At 28.1% G+C, this 23,896-nt stretch carries 28 protein-coding genes and 1 tRNA gene; 20 read left to right on the top strand and 9 right to left on the bottom strand.

The window, feature by feature from the left end; all coding sequences use genetic code 11:
* Positions 1–206 precede the first annotated feature (206 nt).
* Positions 207–860, top strand: a complete 654-nt coding sequence (locus tag I2E98_RS01275; RefSeq protein WP_195467167.1) for an SPOR domain-containing protein — start codon at positions 207–209, stop codon at positions 858–860.
* 51 nt (positions 861–911) lie between these two features.
* Here I2E98_RS01275 and I2E98_RS01270 read toward each other — a convergent pair whose 3' ends face one another.
* Positions 912–1,781, bottom strand: a complete 870-nt coding sequence (locus tag I2E98_RS01270) for a methionyl aminopeptidase (protein WP_195467166.1) — start codon at positions 1,779–1,781, stop codon at positions 912–914.
* Between the two features lie 171 nt (positions 1,782–1,952).
* On the opposite strand from I2E98_RS01270, the gene I2E98_RS01265 reads away from it, so the two are divergent.
* The 9 genes from I2E98_RS01265 to I2E98_RS01225 all read left to right on the top strand — a co-directional run bounded on the left by I2E98_RS01265 (position 1,953) and on the right by I2E98_RS01225 (position 8,430).
* The gene (locus tag I2E98_RS01265; protein ID WP_195467165.1) at positions 1,953–2,738 is read left to right on the top strand and encodes a YdcF family protein; all 786 of its coding nucleotides are present in this window, start codon (positions 1,953–1,955) and stop codon (positions 2,736–2,738) included.
* A 65-nt stretch (positions 2,739–2,803) separates the two neighbouring features.
* On the top strand, positions 2,804–3,691 hold the full coding sequence (locus I2E98_RS01260; RefSeq protein WP_195467164.1) for an ABC transporter ATP-binding protein: 888 nt from the start codon (positions 2,804–2,806) through the stop codon (positions 3,689–3,691).
* A 1-nt stretch (position 3,692) separates the two neighbouring features.
* A complete protein-coding gene (locus I2E98_RS01255) occupies positions 3,693–4,508 on the top strand; it encodes an ABC transporter permease subunit (protein ID WP_195467163.1) in 816 nt (271 codons plus the stop codon).
* A gap of 151 nt (positions 4,509–4,659) precedes the next feature.
* Positions 4,660–5,517: a nitroreductase family protein gene (locus I2E98_RS01250; RefSeq protein ID WP_195467162.1), complete on the top strand. Its 858-nt coding sequence runs from the start codon at positions 4,660–4,662 to the stop codon at positions 5,515–5,517.
* Between the two features lie 83 nt (positions 5,518–5,600).
* Entirely contained in the window at positions 5,601–5,930 is a 330-nt protein-coding gene (locus tag I2E98_RS01245; RefSeq protein WP_195467161.1) for a hypothetical protein, read from the top strand.
* Between the two features lie 108 nt (positions 5,931–6,038).
* The gene (locus tag I2E98_RS01240) at positions 6,039–6,230 is read left to right on the top strand and encodes a hypothetical protein (RefSeq protein WP_195467160.1); all 192 of its coding nucleotides are present in this window, start codon (positions 6,039–6,041) and stop codon (positions 6,228–6,230) included.
* Between the two features lie 170 nt (positions 6,231–6,400).
* Positions 6,401–7,282 carry a DUF4097 family beta strand repeat-containing protein gene (locus tag I2E98_RS01235; protein WP_195467159.1) on the top strand — a complete coding sequence of 294 codons (882 nt, stop codon included), beginning with the start codon at positions 6,401–6,403 and terminating at the stop codon, positions 7,280–7,282.
* Positions 7,283–7,304: 22 nt separating this feature from the next.
* Complete coding sequence (locus I2E98_RS01230) at positions 7,305–7,751, top strand: GNAT family N-acetyltransferase (protein ID WP_195467158.1); 447 nt, start codon at positions 7,305–7,307, stop codon at positions 7,749–7,751.
* A gap of 52 nt (positions 7,752–7,803) precedes the next feature.
* Positions 7,804–8,430 carry a DUF975 family protein gene (locus I2E98_RS01225; RefSeq protein WP_195467157.1) on the top strand — a complete coding sequence of 209 codons (627 nt, stop codon included), beginning with the start codon at positions 7,804–7,806 and terminating at the stop codon, positions 8,428–8,430.
* 48 nt (positions 8,431–8,478) lie between these two features.
* Here I2E98_RS01225 and I2E98_RS01220 read toward each other — a convergent pair whose 3' ends face one another.
* The 4 genes from I2E98_RS01220 to I2E98_RS01205 all read right to left on the bottom strand — a co-directional run bounded on the left by I2E98_RS01220 (position 8,479) and on the right by I2E98_RS01205 (position 11,331).
* Positions 8,479–9,114, bottom strand: coding sequence for an ABC-2 transporter permease (locus tag I2E98_RS01220; protein ID WP_195467156.1), 636 nt, complete (start codon positions 9,112–9,114; stop codon positions 8,479–8,481).
* Positions 9,115–9,117: 3 nt separating this feature from the next.
* Complete coding sequence (locus tag I2E98_RS01215) at positions 9,118–9,969, bottom strand: ABC transporter ATP-binding protein (protein WP_195467155.1); 852 nt, start codon at positions 9,967–9,969, stop codon at positions 9,118–9,120.
* 2 nt (positions 9,970–9,971) lie between these two features.
* Positions 9,972–10,346: a GntR family transcriptional regulator gene (locus tag I2E98_RS01210; protein ID WP_195467154.1), complete on the bottom strand. Its 375-nt coding sequence runs from the start codon at positions 10,344–10,346 to the stop codon at positions 9,972–9,974.
* A 124-nt stretch (positions 10,347–10,470) separates the two neighbouring features.
* Positions 10,471–11,331 (bottom strand): S66 peptidase family protein, encoded by an 861-nt coding sequence (locus I2E98_RS01205; protein ID WP_195467153.1) that lies wholly within the window; start codon positions 11,329–11,331, stop codon positions 10,471–10,473.
* A 185-nt stretch (positions 11,332–11,516) separates the two neighbouring features.
* Here I2E98_RS01205 and I2E98_RS01200 point away from each other — a divergent pair, with 185 nt between their 5' ends.
* Positions 11,517–12,149: an MgtC/SapB family protein gene (locus I2E98_RS01200; protein WP_195467152.1), complete on the top strand. Its 633-nt coding sequence runs from the start codon at positions 11,517–11,519 to the stop codon at positions 12,147–12,149.
* A gap of 163 nt (positions 12,150–12,312) precedes the next feature.
* Positions 12,313–13,299: a Gfo/Idh/MocA family oxidoreductase gene (locus I2E98_RS01195; RefSeq protein ID WP_195467151.1), complete on the top strand. Its 987-nt coding sequence runs from the start codon at positions 12,313–12,315 to the stop codon at positions 13,297–13,299.
* Positions 13,300–13,352: 53 nt separating this feature from the next.
* Here the strand turns inward: I2E98_RS01195 and I2E98_RS01190 are convergent, their stop codons facing one another.
* On the bottom strand, positions 13,353–13,616 hold the full coding sequence (locus tag I2E98_RS01190) for a hypothetical protein (RefSeq protein ID WP_195467150.1): 264 nt from the start codon (positions 13,614–13,616) through the stop codon (positions 13,353–13,355).
* 188 nt (positions 13,617–13,804) lie between these two features.
* On the opposite strand from I2E98_RS01190, the gene I2E98_RS01185 reads away from it, so the two are divergent.
* Positions 13,805–14,071, top strand: a complete 267-nt coding sequence (locus I2E98_RS01185) for an MGMT family protein (RefSeq protein WP_195467182.1) — start codon at positions 13,805–13,807, stop codon at positions 14,069–14,071.
* A 160-nt stretch (positions 14,072–14,231) separates the two neighbouring features.
* On the opposite strand, the gene I2E98_RS01180 is transcribed toward I2E98_RS01185, so the two are convergent.
* Positions 14,232–14,314: transfer RNA gene (locus I2E98_RS01180), tRNA-Leu, on the bottom strand.
* A 169-nt stretch (positions 14,315–14,483) separates the two neighbouring features.
* Between I2E98_RS01180 and I2E98_RS01175 the strand changes: the two genes are divergently transcribed.
* On the top strand, positions 14,484–15,302 hold the full coding sequence (locus tag I2E98_RS01175) for a ZIP family metal transporter (protein ID WP_195467149.1): 819 nt from the start codon (positions 14,484–14,486) through the stop codon (positions 15,300–15,302).
* Positions 15,303–15,379: 77 nt separating this feature from the next.
* On the opposite strand, the gene eno is transcribed toward I2E98_RS01175, so the two are convergent.
* Entirely contained in the window at positions 15,380–16,672 is a 1,293-nt protein-coding gene (eno, locus tag I2E98_RS01170; RefSeq protein WP_195467148.1) for a phosphopyruvate hydratase, read from the bottom strand.
* A 375-nt stretch (positions 16,673–17,047) separates the two neighbouring features.
* On the opposite strand from eno, the gene I2E98_RS01165 reads away from it, so the two are divergent.
* From I2E98_RS01165 to I2E98_RS01155, 3 genes are all read left to right on the top strand, one after another.
* On the top strand, positions 17,048–17,740 hold the full coding sequence (locus tag I2E98_RS01165; protein ID WP_042396479.1) for a nitrogen fixation protein NifU: 693 nt from the start codon (positions 17,048–17,050) through the stop codon (positions 17,738–17,740).
* Positions 17,741–17,761: 21 nt separating this feature from the next.
* Positions 17,762–18,760: a GGGtGRT protein gene (locus I2E98_RS01160; RefSeq protein ID WP_195467147.1), complete on the top strand. Its 999-nt coding sequence runs from the start codon at positions 17,762–17,764 to the stop codon at positions 18,758–18,760.
* A gap of 185 nt (positions 18,761–18,945) precedes the next feature.
* Entirely contained in the window at positions 18,946–19,284 is a 339-nt protein-coding gene (locus I2E98_RS01155; protein WP_195467146.1) for an ArsC/Spx/MgsR family protein, read from the top strand.
* Between the two features lie 14 nt (positions 19,285–19,298).
* On the opposite strand, the gene I2E98_RS01150 is transcribed toward I2E98_RS01155, so the two are convergent.
* Complete coding sequence (locus I2E98_RS01150) at positions 19,299–20,606, bottom strand: aspartate kinase (protein WP_195467145.1); 1,308 nt, start codon at positions 20,604–20,606, stop codon at positions 19,299–19,301.
* A gap of 326 nt (positions 20,607–20,932) precedes the next feature.
* Here I2E98_RS01150 and I2E98_RS01145 point away from each other — a divergent pair, with 326 nt between their 5' ends.
* From I2E98_RS01145 to deoC, 3 genes are all read left to right on the top strand, one after another.
* Positions 20,933–21,886 (top strand): DUF4003 family protein, encoded by a 954-nt coding sequence (locus tag I2E98_RS01145; RefSeq protein ID WP_195467144.1) that lies wholly within the window; start codon positions 20,933–20,935, stop codon positions 21,884–21,886.
* 8 nt (positions 21,887–21,894) lie between these two features.
* Entirely contained in the window at positions 21,895–22,941 is a 1,047-nt protein-coding gene (locus I2E98_RS01140; protein WP_195467143.1) for a DNA polymerase IV, read from the top strand.
* A gap of 121 nt (positions 22,942–23,062) precedes the next feature.
* Positions 23,063–23,737: a deoxyribose-phosphate aldolase gene (gene deoC, locus I2E98_RS01135; RefSeq protein ID WP_195467142.1), complete on the top strand. Its 675-nt coding sequence runs from the start codon at positions 23,063–23,065 to the stop codon at positions 23,735–23,737.
* Positions 23,738–23,896 lie beyond the last annotated feature (159 nt).

Below are 23,896 nucleotides of genomic sequence, written 5' to 3'. Positions count from 1 at the left end.
ACCATAATTTTATTGATAAATTATTATATTTAATTCATAAAATAAATCAAATTAATAAAAATGACAAAATATGATCATATTATAATTTATTTATAGATTTAATTAAGAGAGATATTTTTATATATTAAGTTAATTATCAATGGAACAAAGAAAAGTTTAATTACATAGAATTATACAGAATATAATTTTTTAAAAGGATAGATTATATGAGAAAAATCTATAAAATATTATCAATTATTTTTAGTATAATATTTATTCTATATATAAGAAACATATATATAGATAACTTAAAAGTTATGTCAAAGGAAAAAACTTTACAAGTACAGAATGTTTATTTAGGTAGTAAAATACAAGGAGAAATATATTATAGGGTAGTAGTAGGAAGTTTTAAAATTAAATCTAATGCAGAAAATATGGTAAATACAATGAAGAGTATAGGATATGACTCATTTATAAGTACTGAGCCAATAAATGGAGAAATATTTAATAGAGTAATAGTAGGTAGCTTTAAGAATAAAGAAAATGCAAATAAAAGAGTAAAAGAATTGAATAAATTAGGATATGAAGCATTTATAGCAATTCATGATGTTAATGATTCATCTGTTCTGAAAGAATCTAGTGAAACAAAATATTATGTGGTAATAGCAGGTAGTTTTAAGAAAATAGATAATGCTAAAATTAGAGTGAAAAAATTAAAAGATAAAGGAATAGATTGTTATATTAGTACAACTAATATAAATGAAGAAGTATTTTATAGAGTTATAGCGGGCAGTTTTATAAATAGGGATAATGCTAAGGATATGATTAATGAAATAGAATCATATGGATACGAAGCATTTATAGATATTTATGTTCAATAATAAAAATGGTGAAAATTTATATAAACATATAAATTTTCGCCATTTATTATTTTAGTAAGTTAATATTTCAACACCAGTTTCAGTTACTAAAACTGTATATTCCCATTGAGCTGAAGGATAACCATCTTCAGTTAAAACTGTCCAGCCATCAGCATCATCAATAAATATATCAGGACTACCCATGTTTATCATAGGTTCAATAGTAAATACCATACCAGGAACTAATAGCATTCCAGTACCTTTTTTACCTACATGAGAAACAAAAGGTGTTTCGTGGAACTCCAATCCTATACCGTGACCACCAAATTCTCTAACAACTGAGTAGCCATTAGCTTCAGCATGTTTTTGAACAGCCTCAGCTATATCACCTAAGTACCCCCATGGTTTTGCTGCTTCTAATCCTTTATCTAAACACTCTTTTGATACTTTTACTAGTTTTTCTAAATCAGGATGTACATTCCCAATCTTAAACATTCTAGATGCATCTGAGAAATATCCATTATATATAGTAGAAACATCTACATTAACAATGTCACCTTCCTCTAAGATAACATCTTTACTAGGAATACCATGGCATACTTCATCATTTACAGAAGTACAAACACTTTTAGGATATCCTTGGAAGTTAAGTGGAGCTGGAATTGCACCTTGTGATACTGTAAAGTCATGAACTATAGTATTGATTTCTTCAGTTGACATTCCAGCTTTAATGTTTTTGCTTACTAAATCTAAAACTGCAGTATTAATAGCACAGCTTTCTTTTATTTTTTCAATTTGTTCAGGTGTTTTAATTATACTTCTAGGTGGTACTATGTGACCTTTAAGTTTATATGAGTTTATTTTTTCATCAAATTGTAAATGACAATTTTTGTATTTTTTATTGCTACCACACCAGCAGTGGTCATTTCTATTAAGATTCATGTTCTTATCTCCTTGTATCTATTTGTATACTTTCATTATAGTACTTTATTAATAAAAATGAAAACTATTAATATAATTAATTATTTTAATATATAAAAAGTGAAATAATATTTTATATTAGTAATTTTATATTCTATAATATAATTAAAAGAGTTTGAAAGGGAAATATTTATGAATAAGTATCTGTCAAAGAGAAAAAAGTATGTATATACTTCTTTTGAGATTATAGGAATATTATTAATTTTGTACTATTTAATATTGAAACTAATGTTTGGATTTGTAGCTTTTTCTAGTGTGTTTTGTATGCTAGGAATAGCTTTACTTGTTTATGGGTATGTTGAGTTAAAATTTAATATAGATATTTGGGGACATATTCCTAAAATATTTAGAATAATAATTACAACTTTATTTACTATAGGATTAGTAATATTTATAAGTATTGAGAGTATTATAATTTATAATGGATATCATCATGATGCTGAAAGGCCGGACTATTTAGTTGTTTTAGGAGCCGGATTAAGAGGAAACAGCATAAGTGCGTCATTATTATATAGATTAGAAACAACACTAGATTTTCATGAGATGTATCCAGATGTTAGAATAGTAGTATCTGGTGGACAGGGAAAGGGTGAAAATATGGCAGAAGCTTTAGCAATGAGAAATTTTTTAGTTGATAATGGTGTTGATCCAAGTTTAATTATAATGGAAAATAAATCAACAGATACTTATGAGAATTTTTTATATACTAAAGAGGTTTTAGAAGAAGAGACTGGCAAAGAGGGTTTCACAATAACTATAATATCTAATAATTTTCATATGTATAGGGCTAAGTTTTTAGCAAAAGAAGTTGGATTTAGCACTTATGGTTACCCAGCACCATCGCATAAGGCTTCAGCATTAGTATTTTATGTAAGAGAGTTCTTTGGAGTAATAAAGGCATATATATTTAAGCGATAATTAGTAGAGTAGAGACGTGAAAAATACGTCTCTATTTTTAAATATAAAAAATAGGAGGAATGAAAATGTATGTTATAGAGACTAATAATTTATGTAAATCTTATGGTAAAAGCAGAGGAATAATAGATGTAAATTTAAAGATAAAAGAGGGAGAGATATTTGGATTTGTAGGACCAAATGGTGCAGGAAAATCAACTACTATTAGAACTCTTTTAAACTTTATTTTTCCCACTTCAGGTTCAGCAAGAATATTAGGGAAAGATATGGTTAAGGAAAGTAGTGAGATTAAAAAGTATATTGGATATGTTCCAAGTGAAGTTAAATTTTATGATGAAGTTAAGGTGAAAGATATAATAAAATATTCAGCAAGTTTTTATAATAACGTAAATAAAGAAGAAATAGATAAGCTTTATAAAATATTAGATGTTGATGTTAATAAAAAAATGTCGGAACTTTCACTAGGAAACAAGAAAAAGGTTGCTATAGTACAAGCGTTAATTCATAAGCCAAAGTTATTAATATTAGATGAGCCTACCAATGGATTAGATCCATTGATTCAAAAAAAGTTATTTGAATTATTAGAGGAAGCTAGGAAAAATGGAACTACAGTATTCTTATCATCTCATAATTTAGTTGAGGTAGAAAGCCTGTGTGATAGAGTTGCTGTTATTAAAGATGGAAAAATAATTGATACTATTGTTATAGAAAAGTTAGCTAAAAAACTAGGTTTAAGGATAGTAATAAAATCAAATGAAATAAATGAAGATAAAATAAATGAAATTAATGGACAAGTAATTTCTAAAGAAAAAAATGAGTTTATTTTTCACTATAATAATGGTGTTGATGCTTTGGTTAAAGAACTTTCAAAGTATAAAATAGAAAAATTATTAATTAGTGAACAAACACTTGAGGATACATTTATGAATTATTATGAAGGAAAGGATGGAAAATAATATGAATATATTTAAATTTGAATTTAATAGATTATTAAAAGGTTCGATTATTTGGGCTTTAGTATGTAGTGCTTTAGTTGTAATGTTTATGTTATTCTTTCCAAGTATGAAGGATATGGGGATGAAGGAATTAGTTGGAACAAAATTAGAATCACTTCCGGAGGCCTTTTTAGAAGCTTTTAATATAAGTGGTACTACTGATTTAAGTAATATTTCTGATTTCTCTGCTTATGTGCTTCAATATATAATTATGGCTGGAGGAGTATACGCAGCTATACTTGGAGTATCAGCTTTAGTAAAGGAAGAAAGTGAGGGAACTATTGAATTTTTATATTCTAAACCAGTAACTAGAAATAATATAGTTACAGCAAAAATTTTAGCAAGTACAGTTATATTTTTTATATTTATAATTATAGTTGCTACTGTAACTATGATTGTATCTACAATAGTTAAGCCAGATGATATAGAAATGATGTCAATGATTATGGATATTAAAAAGCTATATATTGGTATGGCCTTAATAGGATATATATTTATGGGTATTGGATTTTTAATATCTGTATTTGTGAAATCTTCAAAGAAAGCAACTCCAATAGCTTTAGGTATATTTTTTTCAAGTTATGTAATAGGAATCTTTTCTAAGTTACAAGATAGATTAAGTGGATTTATTTACTTATCGCCTTTCGATTATGCACCGCCAGCTGAAATAATAAAAAATGGATTTGAAGCAAAATTTATAGTAATAGGATTAATTATAATAGTAGTTTCAATAGTGGCAACTTACACTATATATAATAAAAAAGATTTTAATATATAAGCTTTAATATGAAAATACCATCAATTCTATTTACGATGGTATTTCTTATTTATAAATAGAAATATAAATGAATAAAAACAGAGGTAATAATAAATATTAATAAATGTGAGTTTTTTTATAATATTAGAAATTAAAAGGATAGGAGGGTGTTATGGGTAAAAAGTTTATATTTAATGAACCTATAAATGATATAGTTAGAAAGAGAAAGTCTATAAGAACTTTTAATACTGAAGAAATATCAAGTGAAATAGTTGGAAAACTTAATGAGTATATAAATGAAATAAAGGGACCATTTAAAGAAAATATAATATTTAAAATACTAGATTCTAAAGAACATATAAATGGAGCGAGGCTTGGAACTTATGGAGTAATTAAGGGGGCAACCAAATTTGTAGTAGCAAAGGTAAAAGAGGGACAGTATTCTTTAGAAGAGTTAGGTTATGAAATGGAATCATTAGTTTTATATGCAACATCTATAGGATTAGGTACATGCTGGGTAGGTGGAACCTTTAAGAAGGGACAGTTCGCAAAGGCTATGGAAGTAAAAGAAGGAGAAATATTACCAATAGTGGTGCCTATAGGATATGCAAAAGAAAAAAAGAGCCTTATTGATAAAACTATGAGATTTATATCAAAATGTGATAAAAGAAAACAATGGAATGAAATATTTTATTTTAGAGATTTTTCATGTCCATTAACTCAGCATTGTACTTTGGATGGATTTAAGGATATGTTTGAAAATGTAAGATTAGCACCATCTGCAGTTAATAAGCAACCTTGGAGAATAGTTAAACGAGGTAACGAATTTTATTTTTATGTAAATGAAGACAAGGAAGAAAAAAAGGAATCTATTTGTGATATTAAAAGAATTGATATGGGAATTGCAATGTGCCATTTTGAGTTAACTTGTAAAGAGCAGGGTATAAAAGGGAGTTTTAAGGTAAGTAATCCTAATATTAGTGGTATGCCAAATAATTATAAATATATAGCAACATGGGTAAAAGAATAAAAAAATATAAATTTTAATAATACTATAAAACATAACTTCATATAATATTTAAAAAATATAAAAATGTGGAGGCTTTGTTTTTTATGGGTGTATGGGGATTAGATATTTATGATGATGATTTAGCAGCTGATATAAGAGATGAGTTTCAAGGATATTTAGATGAAGGAATGGATGAAAATGAGGCAATGAATGAAGTGATTTTAAATAATGAGGATTTACTTGAAGAAGAAGAAGAGTGTGGAACTTTTATATTAACTATAGGTTTATTAGCTAAAGAAAATGACATTAGTAATAGCAAAATAAACAAGTTATTAAAAGAGTTAAAAAGAAATAAGAACTATTGGAAGTATTTAAAGGAAGATTCAATGGAATTATATGAAGTCAGAATGGATTTACTTAGAGAGTTGACTTAAAAATTTACAACCAATGTAAAGGTTATCAGGAAAGGGTAAGGTATTTAAAAATATAAGATGGATAAAATAACTATACAGAATTATTTATAAACATTGGAGGTTTTAATTATGGCTTTTGAAAAGCTAGAGAAAAAAGTTAACCAAATTAGTAAAAAGATTAAGCAAGGAAGACTTTCACAAGAAATAGGTGATGAAATTAGTAGTGTAATTAATGAAATTGAAGATCTTGGGGGAGAAGCTAAAGAAAAATTTAAAGATGCTTTAGAAAATATGAAGACTTCATTAAAGAAAATGAAATAGAAAAAGTAAAAAGGTATAAAGAAATTTTAAGTAATTTCTTTATACCTTTTTGTTGGTGTAAGTTAAATATTTCAAGGTATTTATTAGAAAATATTAACAATTTTTAAAGTCTATGTTACTATATAAATATATTTGTATAATGTGGATAATAAGTTTTCAAGGAGGGAAAAATGAAGAGAAAATATGAGATTATTACAAGTATTTTAGTAGTAATAATTATTATAGGTGCTTTAATATTTGCTGGAAGAAGAGGGACATTGAAAAGCGATAGAAGTTTATTTAATTGGAATAATACAGTCAGTAGCAAGAATGAAGAAACCATTAAGGAATTTACTCCTAATGATGGTGTAGTTAAATTTAACTTGGATATACCAAATACATCTTTAGAGGTGATAAGTACAACAGAAAAAAATGTAAAGATAGAATGTATTTCTTATGGAGAAAGTAAGTATTATATAAAGCAAAATGGAAATAATGTAGTAATTCAAAAAGATGAAGATCTTTCAATATTTAATTGGAATGAAAAAGGTGGAAAGGTTAAGATATTAATTCCAACGGGAATATTATCATCATATTATGCTGATATGAGTAATGGGCAAGTAAGTATATCTAACATTGATATTGAAGATATAGATATAGAAACAAGTAATGGAAATGTAGATATTGAAAACTTAAATGTAAATAATGATATTATCATTGAATCTTCAAATGGCAGAATAAATGTTAATACTTTAGTTGCTAATAATATTGAATTTGATTCAAGTAATGGGGAAGTATTATTAGAAAATATTGATGGAAAAGACATTAATGTGGATACATCTAATGGAAGAATAAATGTAAATCAGTGTTGGGGGGAAGAAATAGAATTAAATACATCTAATGCTGAAATTAAAGCCTTTGAATGTTATGGAAGAGAAGTGGTATTAGATACATCAAATGGAGATATTACATTAGAAAATCTAGAAGATAAAGAGTTTGTTATAGATAAATTAAAGGTTAGTACAAGTAATGCGGAAGAATACATTAACGCTAATTACAACTACAAAAAATAAAATATAGCTAGGAGAGATTAAGGTGAAAATAAGAAGAGCAACATTAGATGATGTAAATATTATAGCTAAATATAATTATAATCTTGCACTTGAGACAGAGGATAAAAAACTTGATATGAATATTTTAACTAATGGAGTTAAAAGATTAATTGAAGATGAAAGTAAGGGCGTTTATCATGTTTGCGAAATAGATGGTAAGATTGTTGGACAAATTATGTATACTTATGAGTGGAGTGATTGGAGAAATGGAACTTTTTTATGGATACAAAGTGTTTATGTAAATAAGGAAAATAGAGGAATAGGAGTCTTTAAAGCATTATATAATTATATAAAGGATATGTGTGATAAAGATAAAAATATATGTGGAATAAGATTATATGTTGAAAAGGAAAATTATGTGGCGCAAAATACTTATTCTAATCTAGGAATGTATAAATGCAATTATTATATGTATGAATATGAAAAATAATATGAATAAATATCCCTATATTGTCATAATAAAAATATAGGGGGGTGATGCTGTGAATACAGCAGAATTAAAAAGTAAAGCAAAAGAACAATTAAAAGGTAGGTGGGGAGTTGCTATTGGAACTGTTCTAGTTGCTAATATTTTCTTATCTGGAAATAGTACTTCAATATCTAATACAAAAGGAAATGAAGAGATAGCTTTTGTATTCTTCGTAATAGCAACTATTATTGGTTTAGCGCTATTCTTATTAGCAGGAACTGTATCAGCAGGATTAAAAAGGTTTTTGTTAGATATGGCTACTGGAAGTAAAGAGCCGAAATTCGCAACATTATTTTCACAATTTAATATTTATGGTAAAACTTTAGGACTATATATATTGACTAATTTATGTATTTTAGTTGGAACACTTTTATTTATAGTGCCAGGAATAATTGTATCACTTATGTTTTCACAAGTATTTTTTATTTTAGCAGAGGATCCAAGTAAATCAATAACTCAATGTATAAAAGAAAGTGTTGATATGATGAAAGGACATAAATGGGAGTTGTTTTGGCTTGAATTAACATTTATTGGTTGGGGGCTATTGACACTTATAACATGTGGAATAGCTGGATTATGGGTATCACCATATAAACAATTAACAGAAGCTAATTTTTATTTGTATTTAAAGAATAATTAACATAAAGGTTGGAAATTATAGATGTGTAATTTCCAACCTTTATATATTTTATTGAACTTCCTTTTCAGCAAATCTATTACATGTAATAAAATAAGAAACAAGTAATAAGGTAATAGTAATTAATACTCCTAAAATACTTAACATTGTAGGGTTTAAAGTTATATCGATTTCAGATATTATTTCTAGTAATGCAGTAGAAAATACTATTGGAAGAATTGCAATAAACATAAGAACATATCGTCCATTTTCGAAACCTAGTAAAAGAGTAGTAGGCATTAATATTGATGTAAAAAATACACCCACGCCAACAATAATTAAAGGTACTGCATATAAAGGCATAGAAGAAATTAAGTCATTTGTTCCTAATATTTTTACAATTACAGATAAAATTGTAGAGATTATTACAGCAATAACTGTATTTAATAAGCAATATATATATTTAGAGAAAATATATTCATTTGTTTTAACTGGTAAAGAATATATTAAATAATTCATTTTGCTTCTTTCTTCATAAAAAGTAATTGAATAAGTAGCCATCATTAAATACATAGCACCAGTAAAAACAATCATAGTTGGTTGTACAGCAGTAAAGAATATTGCAAGTGCTAATATAATAAGTAAATTTTTCTTTATAGATAGTAATGAATTAAATTGAAGTTTTAGTAGATTACCAATATTATTCATAAATTAGTCCCTCCTAGTGTAATATAATAAAATATCTTCAAGAGTACATTTTTCATAAATTGCCTCATCACCAAAAAGTTCATAAGCTTTTCTTCTATTAGACATTAAACCTTCGAATCCAAAAGCATATTCTTTTAATGAAATAAAATCTTTTTTTATACTAATATCCATTAAATCTTTTTTGCTTTTAACAATTATATGATTATCTAAAATTTCGTCCTTTTCACCTTTAAGTAGTATTTTCCCGTTATACACCATTACTATATAATCAGCAGACTTATCTAAATCTGTAGTTATATGAGTAGAATAGAAAACAGTCATATTATCCATTTCCATATGATCTTGCATAAGCTCTAAAAATTCATTTCTTATTATAGGATCTAAGCTGGAGGTTGGTTCATCCATTATTAATAGTTTTGGATGATGAGATAAAGCCATTATAAGTTCAAATTGCTTTTTTTGACCTTTAGATAAATCTTTATAGTTTTTAGATTCATTTATTTGAAATTTATTTATATATTTTTTATATAATTCTTCATCCCAATTAGAATAAAATTTAGATATTATTTTATGAAGATTAGATAGCTTACTTTCTTCTAGGAAGCCAGATTCGTCACCAACATAAGCAATATCTTCTTTTGTTTTAGTATCTTTATTAATATCGGCATTTAATATTTTAATTTCACCAGAATCAGGTTTAACCATTCCAAGTAAAGATTTAATAGTAGTAGTTTTACCAGAACCATTGGGTCCAATAAATCCAGTAATATATCCTTCTGGTATATCAAGGTTATCTATAGTTAAAGAAAAGTTCTTATAATTCTTTTGTAAATTACGAATTTCAATAGAGTTCATATTTATACCTCCTCATAAATACTTTTAAAAATTTCAATACATTCATCTAGTGTTAATCCTAGAGATTTAGCAGATATTATTACAGCTTCAAGTTTATCTTCCATTTCAGCCATGGCAGCTTCTCTTAATCTTTCTGAATTAGAACCAGAAACAAAAGTACCTTTTCCAACAACTGTTTCAATAAAGCCTTCTTTTTCTAGCTCTTCATAAGCTCTTTTAGAAGTTATAATACTTACTTTAAGCTCTTTTGCTAATGATCTTATTGAAGGAAGTGGATCTCCTGGCTTTAAACTCCCATTTAATATTTGATTTTTAATTTGAGTTTCTATTTGTTCATAAAGTGCCACTGGTGAGGAATTACTAATTAATATATTCAAGCGTTTACCTCCGTATATAAGTGTATATATTGTCTATATACATATGATATCAATTTTGTTATTAAGAGTCAATAGTATTTTCAAATAAATTACAAAAAAAGAAGCCACAATTGTAGCTTCTAAATTACTTAAGAATAATATTTTTACCTATAACAATACATTTAGAATTAGCCCTATGACCAATTTCTTCTGTTTTAGCAATAGGTAAATCAGGGTTATTTATTATTTTTACTACTAATTCTTCAATAGTAGGAGATATATTATTTTCTTGCATTTTGCTAAATGTACCTAGTATTAAACCTTGAATTTTATCAAAAGCCCCCATTTGCTTAAGTTGATTTAAAAAAGCTGACATAAGTCCAGCCTCACCACCCATGCTTTCTAAAAATAGAACTTTATCTGTAAAGTCAGGCATATATTTAGTACCAGCTAATTTTAAAAGACAGCGAATATTTCCACCTACAACAGTTCCTTCTATTTTTTTACCTTGAATAAATTTATAAGAAAAATCGAATAAATCATTTTTATCATTAAATAAGCTATTAATAAAATTAGACTTCTGATTTTCACTATGAGAATAAATAAGATTTCTTATTTGATAAAGATAAACTGGATTATTAGTTTGAGCATAAATAGCATTTAATACAGTAGTTAAATCACTATAGCCAAAGAATGGTTTAGGATTTTTAGCTATATAATCATAATCTAAATATTCTAAGACTTCATTGGCTAAATCACCACCTGAAATATCAAAAATTGCTTTTACCTCATCATTTTTATATAAATCCATAAAAGCTTTTCCTTTTTCTTTAGCAGAGCCGTTAAAAGGTGAGTTAATTTCATAAATATATTCACTGCAAATAGGATTTAAATCTAAAGTTTTTAATGTTTCTAATAAATTTTCAATTTTATTTTTATTACACAATGGCTGTCCATTAGAACAAGCTACAATACCAATATGATCATCCTTTTTTAAAATACACATGAAAGTACCTCCAAGATATAAGTTTTATATAATTTTACTATTTATATTAAAATTAATAAACCATATATGTAAATATCTCTTGATTAAAATAATATTTATAAAGTAGGGGGTGTTTTTATGGGATAACTGATATAGTAATATATTTAGAAGACCTAAATTTTATTTCAATATTTCTGAGAATTCTTATGGCAATAATTTTTGGTGGGATAATTGGATATGGAAGAGAAAGGGAAAGAAGGCCGGCTGGACTTAGAACTCATATACTTGTATCTATTGGATCAACCCTTGCAATGATAACTAATATTTATATATATGAAGTATATAATTCATCAAGTGATCCAACAAGGCTTGGAGCTCAAGTTATAAGTGGTATTGGTTTTTTAGGGGCTGGTACTATTATAGTGACAGGAAAAAATAAAGTAAGAGGATTAACAACAGCTGCTGGACTTTGGGCATGTGCATGTATGGGACTAGCTATTGGTGCAGGATTTTACTCTGGAGCAATTATTGGATGTTTATTTATAGCATCAGTTACTGCGGTTCTATCTAAGCTTGATAAAAGAATTAATATAAATTCTAGAAATATAACTATATATATTTTAGTTAATTCAACTAAAGCAGCATCTAAATTATTAAAGGATATACAAAGTACAAATGTAAAGATTAGTGATATAGAAATAAGTAATAATAATGTATCATCTAATGATTTAATTGGAATTCTACTTGGTCTTAGGATATCAGGGGATATTTGTCATAATGATTTTATAGAAAACATTACAAATAAAAACGAAGTTATTTTTCTACAAGAAATAAATTAAAAGTAGAAAGAATGGAAAAAGAACTTTAGATTTAGAGTATTATTATGATTATATAAATAATAACTGTTGGGAACTGAGTTAATTCAAGTTTTCAACAGTTTATTTATGTTATAATTAAGTAAATAATCCATATAAATAAAGGATATAAAGGAGAATATATGAGATGAAGTTAGGGATTATTGGGTCAGGGATGATAGTAAAAGATTTTTTAGAAATAATGCCATATTTAAATGGAGTAGAGTTAAGAGGGATTTATGGTAGAAAGAGTAGTGAAGAAAAATTAAATAAATTAAAGAATGAAAATAATATTAAAGAAATTTTTTATGATTATGAAGAATTACTTAAAAGTGATATAGATACAGTATATATAGCATTGCCAAACAATCTTCACTTTGAATTTTCAAAAAAAGCTTTAGAAGCAAATAAAAATGTTATAGTTGAAAAGCCAATAACATCAAATTATAAAGAGGCTAAAATATTAAGTCATTTAGCAAGAGAGAGAAAGCTATTTATTTTTGAAGCAATTACTACTGAATACTTGCCTAATTATTTAAAAATAAAAGAATTAATTCCTACATTAGGAGATATAAAAATAGTTCAATGTAATTATTCTCAATATTCAAGTAGATATAATAGCTTTAAAGAGGGAAAAGTATTGCCAGCCTTTGATCCAGCATTTTCTGGTGGAGCATTAATGGATATAAATATTTATAATATTCACTATGTAGTTGGATTATTTGGAAAACCTAAAAGTGTTGAATATTATCCTAATATAGAAAGAAAAATAGATACATCAGGAATTCTAATATTAGATTATGATAAATTTAAATGTATTTGTGTTGGGGCAAAGGATTGTAAAGCACTAAGTGTAAATAATATTCAAGGAAATAATGGATGTATATATGTAGATACGCCAGTTAATAGTTGTGAAAACTTTAAAGTTATAATGAATGATGGAACTACTACTTTATTTAATGAAAATAAATATGATAACCGTATGGTTAGTGAGTTTATAGAGTTTGTAAATGCTATTAATAATAATGATTTAGAAAGATGTTATAAAATGTTAAACCATAGTTTAATAGTAAGTGAAGTTCAAACTATTGCTAGAAAAAAGGCTGGAATAGTATTTAAGTCAGATATTAATTAATGATAAAATACCCCTATTTTTATAAAAATAGGGGTAAACTTATTATAAAGATATTAAAGATATAAATAAAAATAAATAAATATAGCTAGGGTAATTGCTGCAAGAACTAAATCAATAATAGCTAGTTTATATTCATTTTTAATAAGTGATATTATTATACAAATGATACTAACTACAATATTAATAGCAGCTAATATAATATTAGTAAATAATCCTGCTAAAAAAATAGATTCCAATAAGTATAATGCAGTAGTAATAAATAAAATAATTTGTGTAATTTTAATTATTGGACTTTTTCCTTTTAAAATGTTAAACATAGTATTTCTCCTTAAATTTTATCTGATAGTTTTTATATATTTTATCAGAATTTATTTGGATATCAAAGTAAAATTTAGGGAGATAAATATAAAAATAAGGATATTAAATATGTATTATTCAACAAGTTACTCATCAGCATTAGGAGTAATCACAATGGCAAGTGATGGAGATAAATTAATTATGTGAAATTCCATATGGAGAAACTATTACTTATGGGGAAATAGCAAAGAAGGTAGCCTTTAAGATGAATAAAAAAAGTATGTCAAGTCAAGCTGTGGGTGGAGCTGTAGGTCATAATCCTATATCTATTATTATTCCATGTCACAGAGTTGTAGGTGCAAATGGAAATCTTACTGGATATGCAGGTGGAATTGATAAAAAAATAAAATTACTTGAGCATGAAGGTGTAGATATGTCTAAGTTTTTTGCACCCACAAAGGGAACAGCTATATAAATTTAAATAAAGATGTTTAGAAGAACTAAGTCTATAATAGATATGAATTTATATGTGTAGGAAAGTATCATAAAGAGTATATGAAGTAAAATAAAAGTTAAAAGCCTTGATATTACGGAAACGGGTAATATCAAGGCTTTTAACTTGTTAGATATATAATTGGTGCCGGCAGTGGGAATCGAACCCACACGGTTTCCCGCATGATTTTGAGTCATGTGCGTCTGCCAGTTCCGCCATGCCGACATAATTAATATATTTATAATGTTAACATATACCAGTTCTTATGTCAATAAAAAATCACTATAAATAATAGTATTTTTTGGAAAAATGTATTATAGAACAATTTGTAGGAATTTATCATATATTGCTTATATAATTATAAAATTACGTAGAAGGAAAGGAACGTAAGGATATGGAATGGTTTATGGGATTAAACCCTGTAGTGCAGGGCTTAGTGGCTACAATATTTACATGGGCTATAACAGCACTTGGGGCATGTTTAGTATTTTTCTTTAAGACTGTTGATAAAAAATTTTTAAATTGTATGCTAGGCTTTGGAGCTGGGGTTATGGTAGCAGCAAGCTTTTGGTCATTATTAAATCCGGCAATAGAGTTATGTTCGGAACTAGGATATAGTCAAATTATGCTACCAGCTATAGGATTTTTTGCTGGTGGAATATTTATAATATTAGCGGATAAAATGATGGATAAATATTCTTATGGTGTAATAACTGAAAATAACGAAATAGCAAAAGACTCAATAGTACAAAAGTATAAGAAGAGTATATTATTAGTAGTTGCAGTTACTCTTCATAACATACCAGAGGGATTAGCAGTGGGGGTTGCTTTTGGAGGAGTAGCAGCTGGAATACCATCTGCATCAATAGGAGCAGCTATGAGTTTAGCTTTAGGAATAGGACTTCAAAACTTTCCAGAAGGAGCGGCAGTTTCTTTGCCATTAAGAAGAGAGGGGCTATCAAGAGGAAAGAGTTTTTTTTATGGTCAAGCATCAGGCATAGTGGAACCGATAGCAGGAGTTTTGGGGGCAATAGCAGCTATAAGTATTAGGAGTATGCTTCCGTTTTTCTTGGCTTTTTCAGCAGGAGCTATGGTCTCAGTTGTAGGATCAGAATTATTACCAGAGGCATCTATTGAAAATAAAGCTTTAACTACAATAGGTTTAATACTTGGATTTATAACTATGATGATTTTAGATGTAGCATTAGGATAATAAAATAAGATCAAATAGAAAAAGGATGACACTAGCAAATGTGTATCATCCTAATTACATAGGTTAATTGAAAAAAATTATTTTATATTAAAGAAAGCCTTTTTTCCTCTATATTCAGCAACTTCACCTAATTCTTCTGAAATTCTAATAAGTTGATTATACTTAGCAACTCTTTCAGATCTTGCAGGTGCACCAGTCTTAATTTGACCAGCATTAACAGCTACAACTAAATCTGCTATAGTAGTATCTTCAGTTTCTCCAGATCTATGAGAAATAACTGCAGTATATCCAGCTCTATTAGCCATTTCAATAGCATTTAAAGTTTCTGTTAAAGTACCGATTTGATTTAACTTAATTAATATTGAGTTAGCAACACCTTTTTGGATACCATCTTCTAATCTAGTAGTGTTAGTAACAAATAAGTCATCTCCAACTAATTGAACCTTATCTCCAAGCCTTTCAGTTAATAGTTTCCAACCTTCCCAGTCTTCTTCAGCCATACCATCTTCAATAGAGATAATTGGATATTTATTAACCCATTCTTCTAAGAAATCAACCATTTCAGCCGCAGTTAAAGTTTTTCCTTCATGTTCTAAAACGTATTTACCATCTTTATAGTATTCAGAAGATGCAGCATCTATAGCTATAAACATTTCTTTACCAGGTTCATATCCAGCGTTAGTTATAGCTTCTAAGATAACTTCGATAGCTTCTTCATTTGATTTTAAGTTTGGAGCAAATCCACCTTCATCACCAACACCAGTTGAATAACCTTTATTATTTAGAGTTTTCTTTAAAGAATGGTAAACTTCTGCACAAGCTTGTATAGCTTTATCAAATGAATCAAATCCTACAGGCATAACCATAAACTCTTGTAAATCAACAGAGTTATCAGCATGAGAACCACCGTTAATTATATTCATCATTGGAACAGGTAAGACTTTAGCATTTACACCACCAACATATTGATATAGTGGAAGGCCTAAGAAGTTAGAAGCGGCTTGAGCTACAGCTAAAGAAACTCCTAATATAGCATTAGCACCTAGAGAACCTTTGTTATCAGTTCCATCTAACTCTATTAATTTCTTATCTATAGCAGTTTGATCAAATACATTAAATCCTATTAATTCTTTTGCAATTACTTCATTTACATTTTTAACAGCAGTTTGTACACCCTTACCCATAAAGTAATCTTTATTTCCATCTCTTAATTCTACTGCTTCATATATACCAGTAGAAGCACCAGATGGTACAGCAGCTCTTCCTACAGTTCCATCTTCAAGAATAACTTCAACTTCAACAGTTGGGAAGCATCTTGAATCTAATATTTGTCTTGCAACAACATTAATTATTTCAACAACGTTTTTCATTTAAAATCCTCCTAAAAATAGAAAATAAAAATAAAGATAAATGAAACAATGTATTAATTGAAAATCATTATCAATACTTTGCTTAATTATAACAAAATATATAAATAAATGGCAAGTTAATTGATAATAATTATCAATTTCATTTTTAAAATGTTTACTTTAGTCAATATTTTGAAAAAATTATAAGAAATTTTAGCAATATGTTAAAAAATTATTATTTTCTTATTGTTAGAGATTGATTCATCTGTTATTATATAAAGGTAGGATAGATTTATCCCCAGCGGGGTAAATCTTGACCCAGTTAAGTACAGCCTATTTATTACATAGTATTTAGGACAAGCTATAACTAATATTAATTAGGGAGGAATCAATATAATGATGTATTCAAAAGAAGTTGAAGAAATGTGCGTTGTTGCTAAAGGCGCTAATCATGCATGTGCTCCAATTCCAGTTGAAGGAAAATGGGTACAAGCTACACAAATATCAGATATTTCAGGGTTAACTCACGGAATAGGTTGGTGTGCACCTCAACAAGGAGCTTGTAAATTAACTTTAAACGTTAAAGGTGGAGTTATCCAAGAAGCATTAGTTGAAACAGTTGGATGTTCAGGAATGACTCACTCTGCTGCTATGGCTTCAGAAATATTACCAGGAAGAACTATATTAGAAGCTTTAAACACAGACTTAGTTTGTGATGCTATAAATACAGCAATGAGAGAATTATTCTTACAAATAGTATACGGAAGATCTCAAACTGCTTTCTCTGAAGGTGGATTACCAATCGGAGCTGGTTTAGAAGACTTAGGTAAGGGATTAAGATCTCAAGTAGGTACAACTTACGGAACTTTAGAAAAGGGTCCAAGATACTTAGAAATGGCTGAAGGATACATTACTAAAATCGCATTAGATGAAGATAATGAAATCATCGGTTACAAGTTCGTTCACCTAGGAAAAATGATGGAAATGATCGGTAAGGGAATGGATGCTAACGAAGCATTAGAAAAGGCTGCAGGTCAATACGGAAGAGTTGCTGACGCTGTTAAATTAATCGATCCAAGACACGAATAATTTGTAAGGAGGAATTTTAACATGGCATTATTTGAAAGTTATGAAAGAAGAATAGGACAAATCACTCCAGTTTTAGAAAAGTACGGAATGAAAACATTAGAAGATGCTAAAGCTGTATGTGATGAGTATGGAATCGATCCATATAAAATCGTTAAAGAAACTCAACCAATCGCATTCGAAAATGCTGCTTGGGCATACGTTTTAGGTGCTGCAATCGCTATAAAGAAAGGTTGCACAAAGGCTGCTGACGCTGCTGAAGCTATCGGAGAAGGGTTACAAGCTTTCTGTATCCCAGGTTCTGTTGCTGACGATAGAAAAGTTGGTTTAGGACATGGTAACTTAGGAGCTATGCTTTTAAGAGAAGAAACTAAATGTTTCGCATTCTTAGCAGGTCACGAATCTTTCGCTGCTGCTGAAGGTGCTATTAAAATAGCTGAAAAAGCTAACAAAGTAAGAAAAGAACCATTAAGAGTTATCTTAAACGGTCTTGGAAAAGATGCTGCTAAGATAATTTCAAGAATTAACGGATTTACTTATGTTGAAACTAAATTTGATTTCTTCACTGGTAAATTAGAAGTAGTTAATTCAAAAGCTTACTCTAACGGACCAAGAGCTAAGGTTAACTGCTACGGTTCAAACGACGTTAGAGAAGGTGTTGCTATAATGCATCATGAAGGTGTTGACGTATCAATCACTGGTAACTCAACTAACCCAACAAGATTCCAACACCCAGTTGCTGGAACATACAAGAAGGAATGTATCGAATTAGGTAAGAAATACTTCTCAGTTGCATCAGGTGGTGGTACTGGAAGAACTCTTCACCCAGATAACATGGCTGCAGGTCCAGCTTCTTACGGTATGACAGATACTATGGGAAGAATGCACTCAGATGCTCAATTCGCTGGTTCTTCATCAGTTCCTGCTCACGTTGAAATGATGGGATTAATCGGTGCTGGAAACAACCCAATGGTTGGTATGACAGTTGCAGTTGCTGTTGCTGTAGAAGAAAACGCAAAATAATAAAATCTTAGTTATTTATAATTAGATAAATAGATTTTATAAAATAGAGCTTCATGTATAACTTTTAAGAGTTATGCATGAGGCTTTTTATTTTTATATGAATGGAAAGTTATAGAGAATTAAAAATAATATCTAGAGTTTTTATGATATAATAATTATTATTTAGAATAGGGAAGGAAATGAAAATGAATATACAAATATTTGGAACAAAAAAATGTAATGATACAAAGAAAGCAGAAAGATTTTTCAAAGAAAGAAGAATACAATATCAATTTATAGATTTAAAAGAAAAGGCCTTAAGTAAAGGTGAGCTTCAAAGTGTTAAAAAGGCGATAGGACTAGAAAATTTAATAAATAAAAACTCAAAAGATTACAAAAAATTAAATATGGATAAAATAAGAGGTGCAGAAATTAGAGAAGATATGCTATTAAAAAATCCTTCACTTTACGTTACACCAATTGTTAGAAATGGTAAAGAAGCTACAGTTGGAAACCAACCAGAAATATGGAAGAGCTGGGAGTAAGAACTCCCAGCTTTTTAGTTAAATGCATTATAAATTGCATTAATTCCTTTTTCAAAGTCATCATTTTCAATTCCGACTAATACATTTATTTCACTAGAACCTTGATCAATCATTCTTATGTTTATATTAGCTTCAGCAAGAGCAGTGAATATTTTAGCAGCTACCCCTTTACTATAAGCCATACCAGTTCCTACAGTTGCAATTAAAGCCATGTTTGGATACACAACTACAGAGTCAGGATTACAAGATCTCTTAATTTCTTCAACAATAACTTCAGTTTTATTTTTTAAGTTAGCATCAGAAATAACAACACTTACAGTATCAATACCAGATGGCATATTTTCAAAAGAAACACCATGTTGTTCTAAGACAGTAAGAACTTTTCTGCAGAAACCAAGTTCTGAGTTCATCATAGACTTTTCTATAGATAAAACAGTAAAGTTTTGCTTACCAGCAACACCAGTAATAGTATTTTCATGTTTAGTCTCATTTTTTACTATTAATGTTCCTTCATCTTCAGGTTCATTAGTATTTCTAATATTAATTGGAATTCCAGAAGTTCTTACAGGGAAAACAGCCTCTTCATGTAAAACCGAAGCTCCCATATAAGATAACTCTCTAAGCTCCCCATAGGTTATAGTTTTAATTTTTTTTGGATTATTAACGATTCTAGGATCTGCCATTAAGAAACCTGAAACATCAGTCCAATTTTCATAAAGATTTGCATTTATACTTGCAGCAACTAATGCGCCTGTTACGTCAGAGCCACCTCTAGAAAAAGTTACCACTTCCCCGTTTTCATCAGAACCGTAGAATCCAGGAATAACAGCACGCTCATGTTGAGAAAGCTTGTCTTTAAGTAAGCTATAAGTTTCTTCAATATTTAAAGTTCCATATTTATTAAATTTAATTACATCTTTTGCATCAATAAAATCAATATCTAGATAATTAGCAAGAATTATCCCGTTAAGATATTCTCCTCTACTTGCAGTATAATCTGCAGATGCCCCATTTTCTATATCATTCTTTATTATGTTTAAATAATAATCCAAATCTAAATTTAAGTTTAATTCAGTAACTATAGAATGATATCTATCTGATATTAATTTAAATACATCATCTAAAGGAATACTTGAATTTACGTGTGCATGACATAGATAAAGTAAATCTGTTACTTTAAAGTCTTTAGAAAATCTTTTTCCAGGTGCTGATGGAATCACATATTTTCTATCAGAATCACTTTCTATAATATTTTTTACTTTTTTGAAGTGTATAGAGTCCGCTAAAGAACTACCACCAAATTTTGTTACAATAGTTTTCATTTTTTTGCCCCCTTAATGTAAAAGTTAAAAATTAACCTTAATAATTATATTAGCAAGAATTGACAAAAAACTCAACTGTATAGTGGAATATAAAAGGGATATTTACTAGAAAATAACATATAAAATGTTATTAAAATGACATAAATTCATAGTATAATAAGTGTGTAGAATTATAATTTAGTATTAATAATTAACTAAATTATATAATTATTTAGCTATGTAAAAATAAAGAGAAGAGTTGCTTTGAGATAACTTTTAATTATTTATAGTTAAATTTTAATACACAATTTTAAATATATTTAAAATTTATGGGGAGAGGTAAATAAATGGACAAGTTTCTGGTTGACAGAATACAAATGACAGTTGACAACTACAGATTAGCAAAAGAAGAGCTAAGAAATGATGGTGATATAATAAATCATTTTGCAGCATTAGTTTTTTCGCATTATGAAAAGGAAATACCAGTTGAAAGAATTAAAGAAATTAGGAAAAATATTAAATCAGCAACAACAATGATGTCACCTTTTAGGGGTGATACTCTAAATATACTTTCATTATTAATAGGAACAGTTGATAATGATAATGAACAAGAACTGATAGAAGATATGTATGAAACTATGGAAATGTTAGAAGAACAAGGTTTTTTATCAGGTTCATATTTAGCTTTAACAGCATTTACAATCAGTAAATATTGTAAATATAAAGATAAGAAAGAAATAATAAAAAAAATAAAAGAATTATATATAATACTTAAAGAAAAGTATAGTAATATAACTAGTGATGATGATTATTTACTTTGTACGTTGTGGGTTATTAATAATATTCAAGCAGATACTATAGATGATTTTATAGAAAATATATTTGACCATATTGCAGACTCTCATATAAGATCTAAGAATGGTGTACAAGGATTAGCTAATGCAATTATATTAAATGGTTCCTCTGGAGAAATGTACAGGACCATGGAATTTATGCTACAGCTTCAAAAAAGAAATATAAAAATAGCCAATCAGTTTTTACCATTACTTGGAGTGGTTACGAATTATAATCCAAGAAGAAATGTAGATATAGTTGAAGGCGTTATTGAATATTTATGTGATGAAGAGGGAGAATATGAATATTATATAGATAAAGGTTTTAGAACTATAATTGCTATAGTAATTATAGCTTTTTGTACAATGACTGATAAGAAAAGATATATTGATGAGCTATTAGCTCAAGGAATACTATCTTTTATTAATAGTAAGAACAAAGGTATTTTTGAGGAAGTATTATATTAGGTGAAATAATGAAAAAAATAATTTTACATGTGGATATGGATGCATTTTTTGCATCAGTTGAACAAGCGGATAATCCAAAGTTTAAAGGAAAGCCTGTAATTGTTGGTGGAGTTAGTGAAAGAGGTGTTGTATCAACTTGTTCTTATGAGGCTAGAAAATTTGGAGTTAGATCAGCAATGCCTATTTTTATTGCACAAAGACTTTGTCCACATGGAATATACTTAAAAGTAAGATATTATAGATATAAGGAAATTTCCAATAGAGTCTTTGAGATTTTCAGAGAGGTTACTCCAATTATTGAACCACTTTCCATAGATGAAGCATATTTAGATTTAACTGAAGGAAGGTTTAATGATGGTTTGGAAGCTGCAAATTATATAAAAAAGAGAGTTTTTGAAGAAGTTGGATTAACTTTATCTATTGGTATATCTTATAATAAGTTTTTAGCAAAATTAGCATCTGATTGGAATAAGCCAAATGGAATAATGATAATTACAGAGAACATGATTCCAGACATATTAAAGCCATTACCAATATCTAAAATTTATGGGTTAGGAGAAAAGTCTGTTAGAAAGTTAAATAACATGGGAATGTTTAAAATAGAAGACTTATATGAATTGTCAAGGGAGTTTTTTATAGAGTATTTTGGAAAGTATGGAATAGATATATATGAAAGAATACGAGGAATTGACAATAGAGAAGTTACAGTTAATAGAGATAGAAAATCCTATGGTAGAGAAAATACATTAAAGTTTGATACTGAAGATATTGAAGATATTCTTTATTATGTAAAGAACTTTTGCTTAGAGATATGTGAAGATTTAAAAAGAAAAAATGTGTATATAAAAACTATAACTTTTAAATATAAAACTAGTAATTTTGAAAATCATACTAGAAGTAGAAGTTTAAATTATTATACTAATGATTTTACAACTATCTATAAGGTAGCTGAAGAAATCGTTAATGATGAGAATTTTATAGGACCTATAAGGTTAATTGGAATTACTGTATCTAGTATAAAGGAAGAAAGAGTAGAACAATTAAAATTATTTTAGATAAAAAATTAAAATATAATATATGAAATAGTTTAGAAAAACCTTTCTAATATATGAGACATCAATTATAATGAATAAGGACTACTTAAGAAAAATTTTAAAAATAAATGGAGGTATTATAATGGATAAGGCACAAATAGCTAAAATGATTGACCACACAATATTAAAACCAGAAGCAACTGAGAAGGAAATTTTAAAGCTTTGTAAAGAAGCTGTAGAATATAACTTTGCCTCAGTTTGCATAAATCCATCAATGGTTCCAGTTGCAGCTACTGCATTAGAAGGAACTAATGTTGAAGTTTGTACTGTAATAGGATTTCCTTTAGGAGCAACTACTACGGAAGTTAAAGCCTTTGAAACAAAAGATGTTATTGAAAAGGGCGCTACAGAAGTTGATATGGTTATTAATGTAGGTAAGTTAAAGGAAAGAGACTTAGAATACGTTAAAAATGATATAAAAGCAGTTGTTGAAGCAGCTAAAAATAAAGCTTTAACAAAAGTAATAATAGAAACTTGTCTTCTAACATATGAAGAAAAAGTTATAGCTTGCCAATTATCAAAAGAAGCTGGTGCTGATTTTGTTAAGACATCAACTGGGTTCTCAACAGGTGGGGCAACGGCAGCTGATATTAAATTAATGAGAGAAACTGTTGGTCCAGATATGGGAGTAAAAGCATCAGGTGGGGTTAGAAGTAGAGAAGATGCTTTAGCTATGATTGAAAATGGAGCAACTAGAATAGGAGCATCAGCTTCAATTGCTATTTGTGAAGGAACTAAATCTAATTCAAATTATTAAAATAAATATACTAAAAGGAAGCATATATGTGCTTCCTTTTTATTATATTTAATAATATATCATATTTTAAAAAAATATTGCCTAAATTCATAATATAAGAATATTAATATAATATATATGATTGTAAAAAAGGGGAGACGAATTACATTAGTAGTTTCT

This window comes from Clostridium sp. D43t1_170807_H7 (assembly GCF_015555905.1).
Classification (GTDB): Bacteria; Bacillota; Clostridia; order Clostridiales; family Clostridiaceae; genus Clostridium.
The sequence above is the reverse complement of the archived record's forward strand: the minus strand, read 5'-3'. Positions and strand labels throughout refer to the sequence as shown.

What these genes read in the sequence shown, in the direction of transcription:
- I2E98_RS01275 (WP_195467167.1), top strand. Translation starts at nt 207, where the DNA reads ATGAGAAAAATCTATAAAATATTATCAATTATTTTTAGTATAATATTT.
- I2E98_RS01270 (WP_195467166.1), bottom strand. Translation starts at nt 1,781, where the DNA reads ATGAATCTTAATAGAAATGACCACTGCTGGTGTGGTAGCAATAAAAAA.
- I2E98_RS01265 (WP_195467165.1), top strand. Translation starts at nt 1,953, where the DNA reads ATGAATAAGTATCTGTCAAAGAGAAAAAAGTATGTATATACTTCTTTT.
- I2E98_RS01260 (WP_195467164.1), top strand. Translation starts at nt 2,804, where the DNA reads ATGTATGTTATAGAGACTAATAATTTATGTAAATCTTATGGTAAAAGC.
- I2E98_RS01255 (WP_195467163.1), top strand. Translation starts at nt 3,693, where the DNA reads ATGAATATATTTAAATTTGAATTTAATAGATTATTAAAAGGTTCGATT.
- I2E98_RS01250 (WP_195467162.1), top strand. Translation starts at nt 4,660, where the DNA reads ATGGGTAAAAAGTTTATATTTAATGAACCTATAAATGATATAGTTAGA.
- I2E98_RS01245 (WP_195467161.1), top strand. Translation starts at nt 5,601, where the DNA reads ATGGGTGTATGGGGATTAGATATTTATGATGATGATTTAGCAGCTGAT.
- I2E98_RS01240 (WP_195467160.1), top strand. Translation starts at nt 6,039, where the DNA reads ATGGCTTTTGAAAAGCTAGAGAAAAAAGTTAACCAAATTAGTAAAAAG.
- I2E98_RS01235 (WP_195467159.1), top strand. Translation starts at nt 6,401, where the DNA reads ATGAAGAGAAAATATGAGATTATTACAAGTATTTTAGTAGTAATAATT.
- I2E98_RS01220 (WP_195467156.1), bottom strand. Translation starts at nt 9,114, where the DNA reads ATGAATAATATTGGTAATCTACTAAAACTTCAATTTAATTCATTACTA.
- I2E98_RS01215 (WP_195467155.1), bottom strand. Translation starts at nt 9,969, where the DNA reads ATGAACTCTATTGAAATTCGTAATTTACAAAAGAATTATAAGAACTTT.
- I2E98_RS01205 (WP_195467153.1), bottom strand. Translation starts at nt 11,331, where the DNA reads ATGTGTATTTTAAAAAAGGATGATCATATTGGTATTGTAGCTTGTTCT.
- I2E98_RS01200 (WP_195467152.1), top strand. Translation starts at nt 11,517, where the DNA reads ATGGCAATAATTTTTGGTGGGATAATTGGATATGGAAGAGAAAGGGAA.
- I2E98_RS01195 (WP_195467151.1), top strand. Translation starts at nt 12,313, where the DNA reads ATGAAGTTAGGGATTATTGGGTCAGGGATGATAGTAAAAGATTTTTTA.
- I2E98_RS01190 (WP_195467150.1), bottom strand. Translation starts at nt 13,616, where the DNA reads ATGTTTAACATTTTAAAAGGAAAAAGTCCAATAATTAAAATTACACAA.
- I2E98_RS01175 (WP_195467149.1), top strand. Translation starts at nt 14,484, where the DNA reads ATGGAATGGTTTATGGGATTAAACCCTGTAGTGCAGGGCTTAGTGGCT.
- eno (WP_195467148.1), bottom strand. Translation starts at nt 16,672, where the DNA reads ATGAAAAACGTTGTTGAAATAATTAATGTTGTTGCAAGACAAATATTA.
- I2E98_RS01165 (WP_042396479.1), top strand. Translation starts at nt 17,048, where the DNA reads ATGATGTATTCAAAAGAAGTTGAAGAAATGTGCGTTGTTGCTAAAGGC.
- I2E98_RS01160 (WP_195467147.1), top strand. Translation starts at nt 17,762, where the DNA reads ATGGCATTATTTGAAAGTTATGAAAGAAGAATAGGACAAATCACTCCA.
- I2E98_RS01155 (WP_195467146.1), top strand. Translation starts at nt 18,946, where the DNA reads ATGAATATACAAATATTTGGAACAAAAAAATGTAATGATACAAAGAAA.
- I2E98_RS01150 (WP_195467145.1), bottom strand. Translation starts at nt 20,606, where the DNA reads ATGAAAACTATTGTAACAAAATTTGGTGGTAGTTCTTTAGCGGACTCT.
- I2E98_RS01145 (WP_195467144.1), top strand. Translation starts at nt 20,933, where the DNA reads ATGGACAAGTTTCTGGTTGACAGAATACAAATGACAGTTGACAACTAC.
- I2E98_RS01140 (WP_195467143.1), top strand. Translation starts at nt 21,895, where the DNA reads ATGAAAAAAATAATTTTACATGTGGATATGGATGCATTTTTTGCATCA.
- deoC (WP_195467142.1), top strand. Translation starts at nt 23,063, where the DNA reads ATGGATAAGGCACAAATAGCTAAAATGATTGACCACACAATATTAAAA.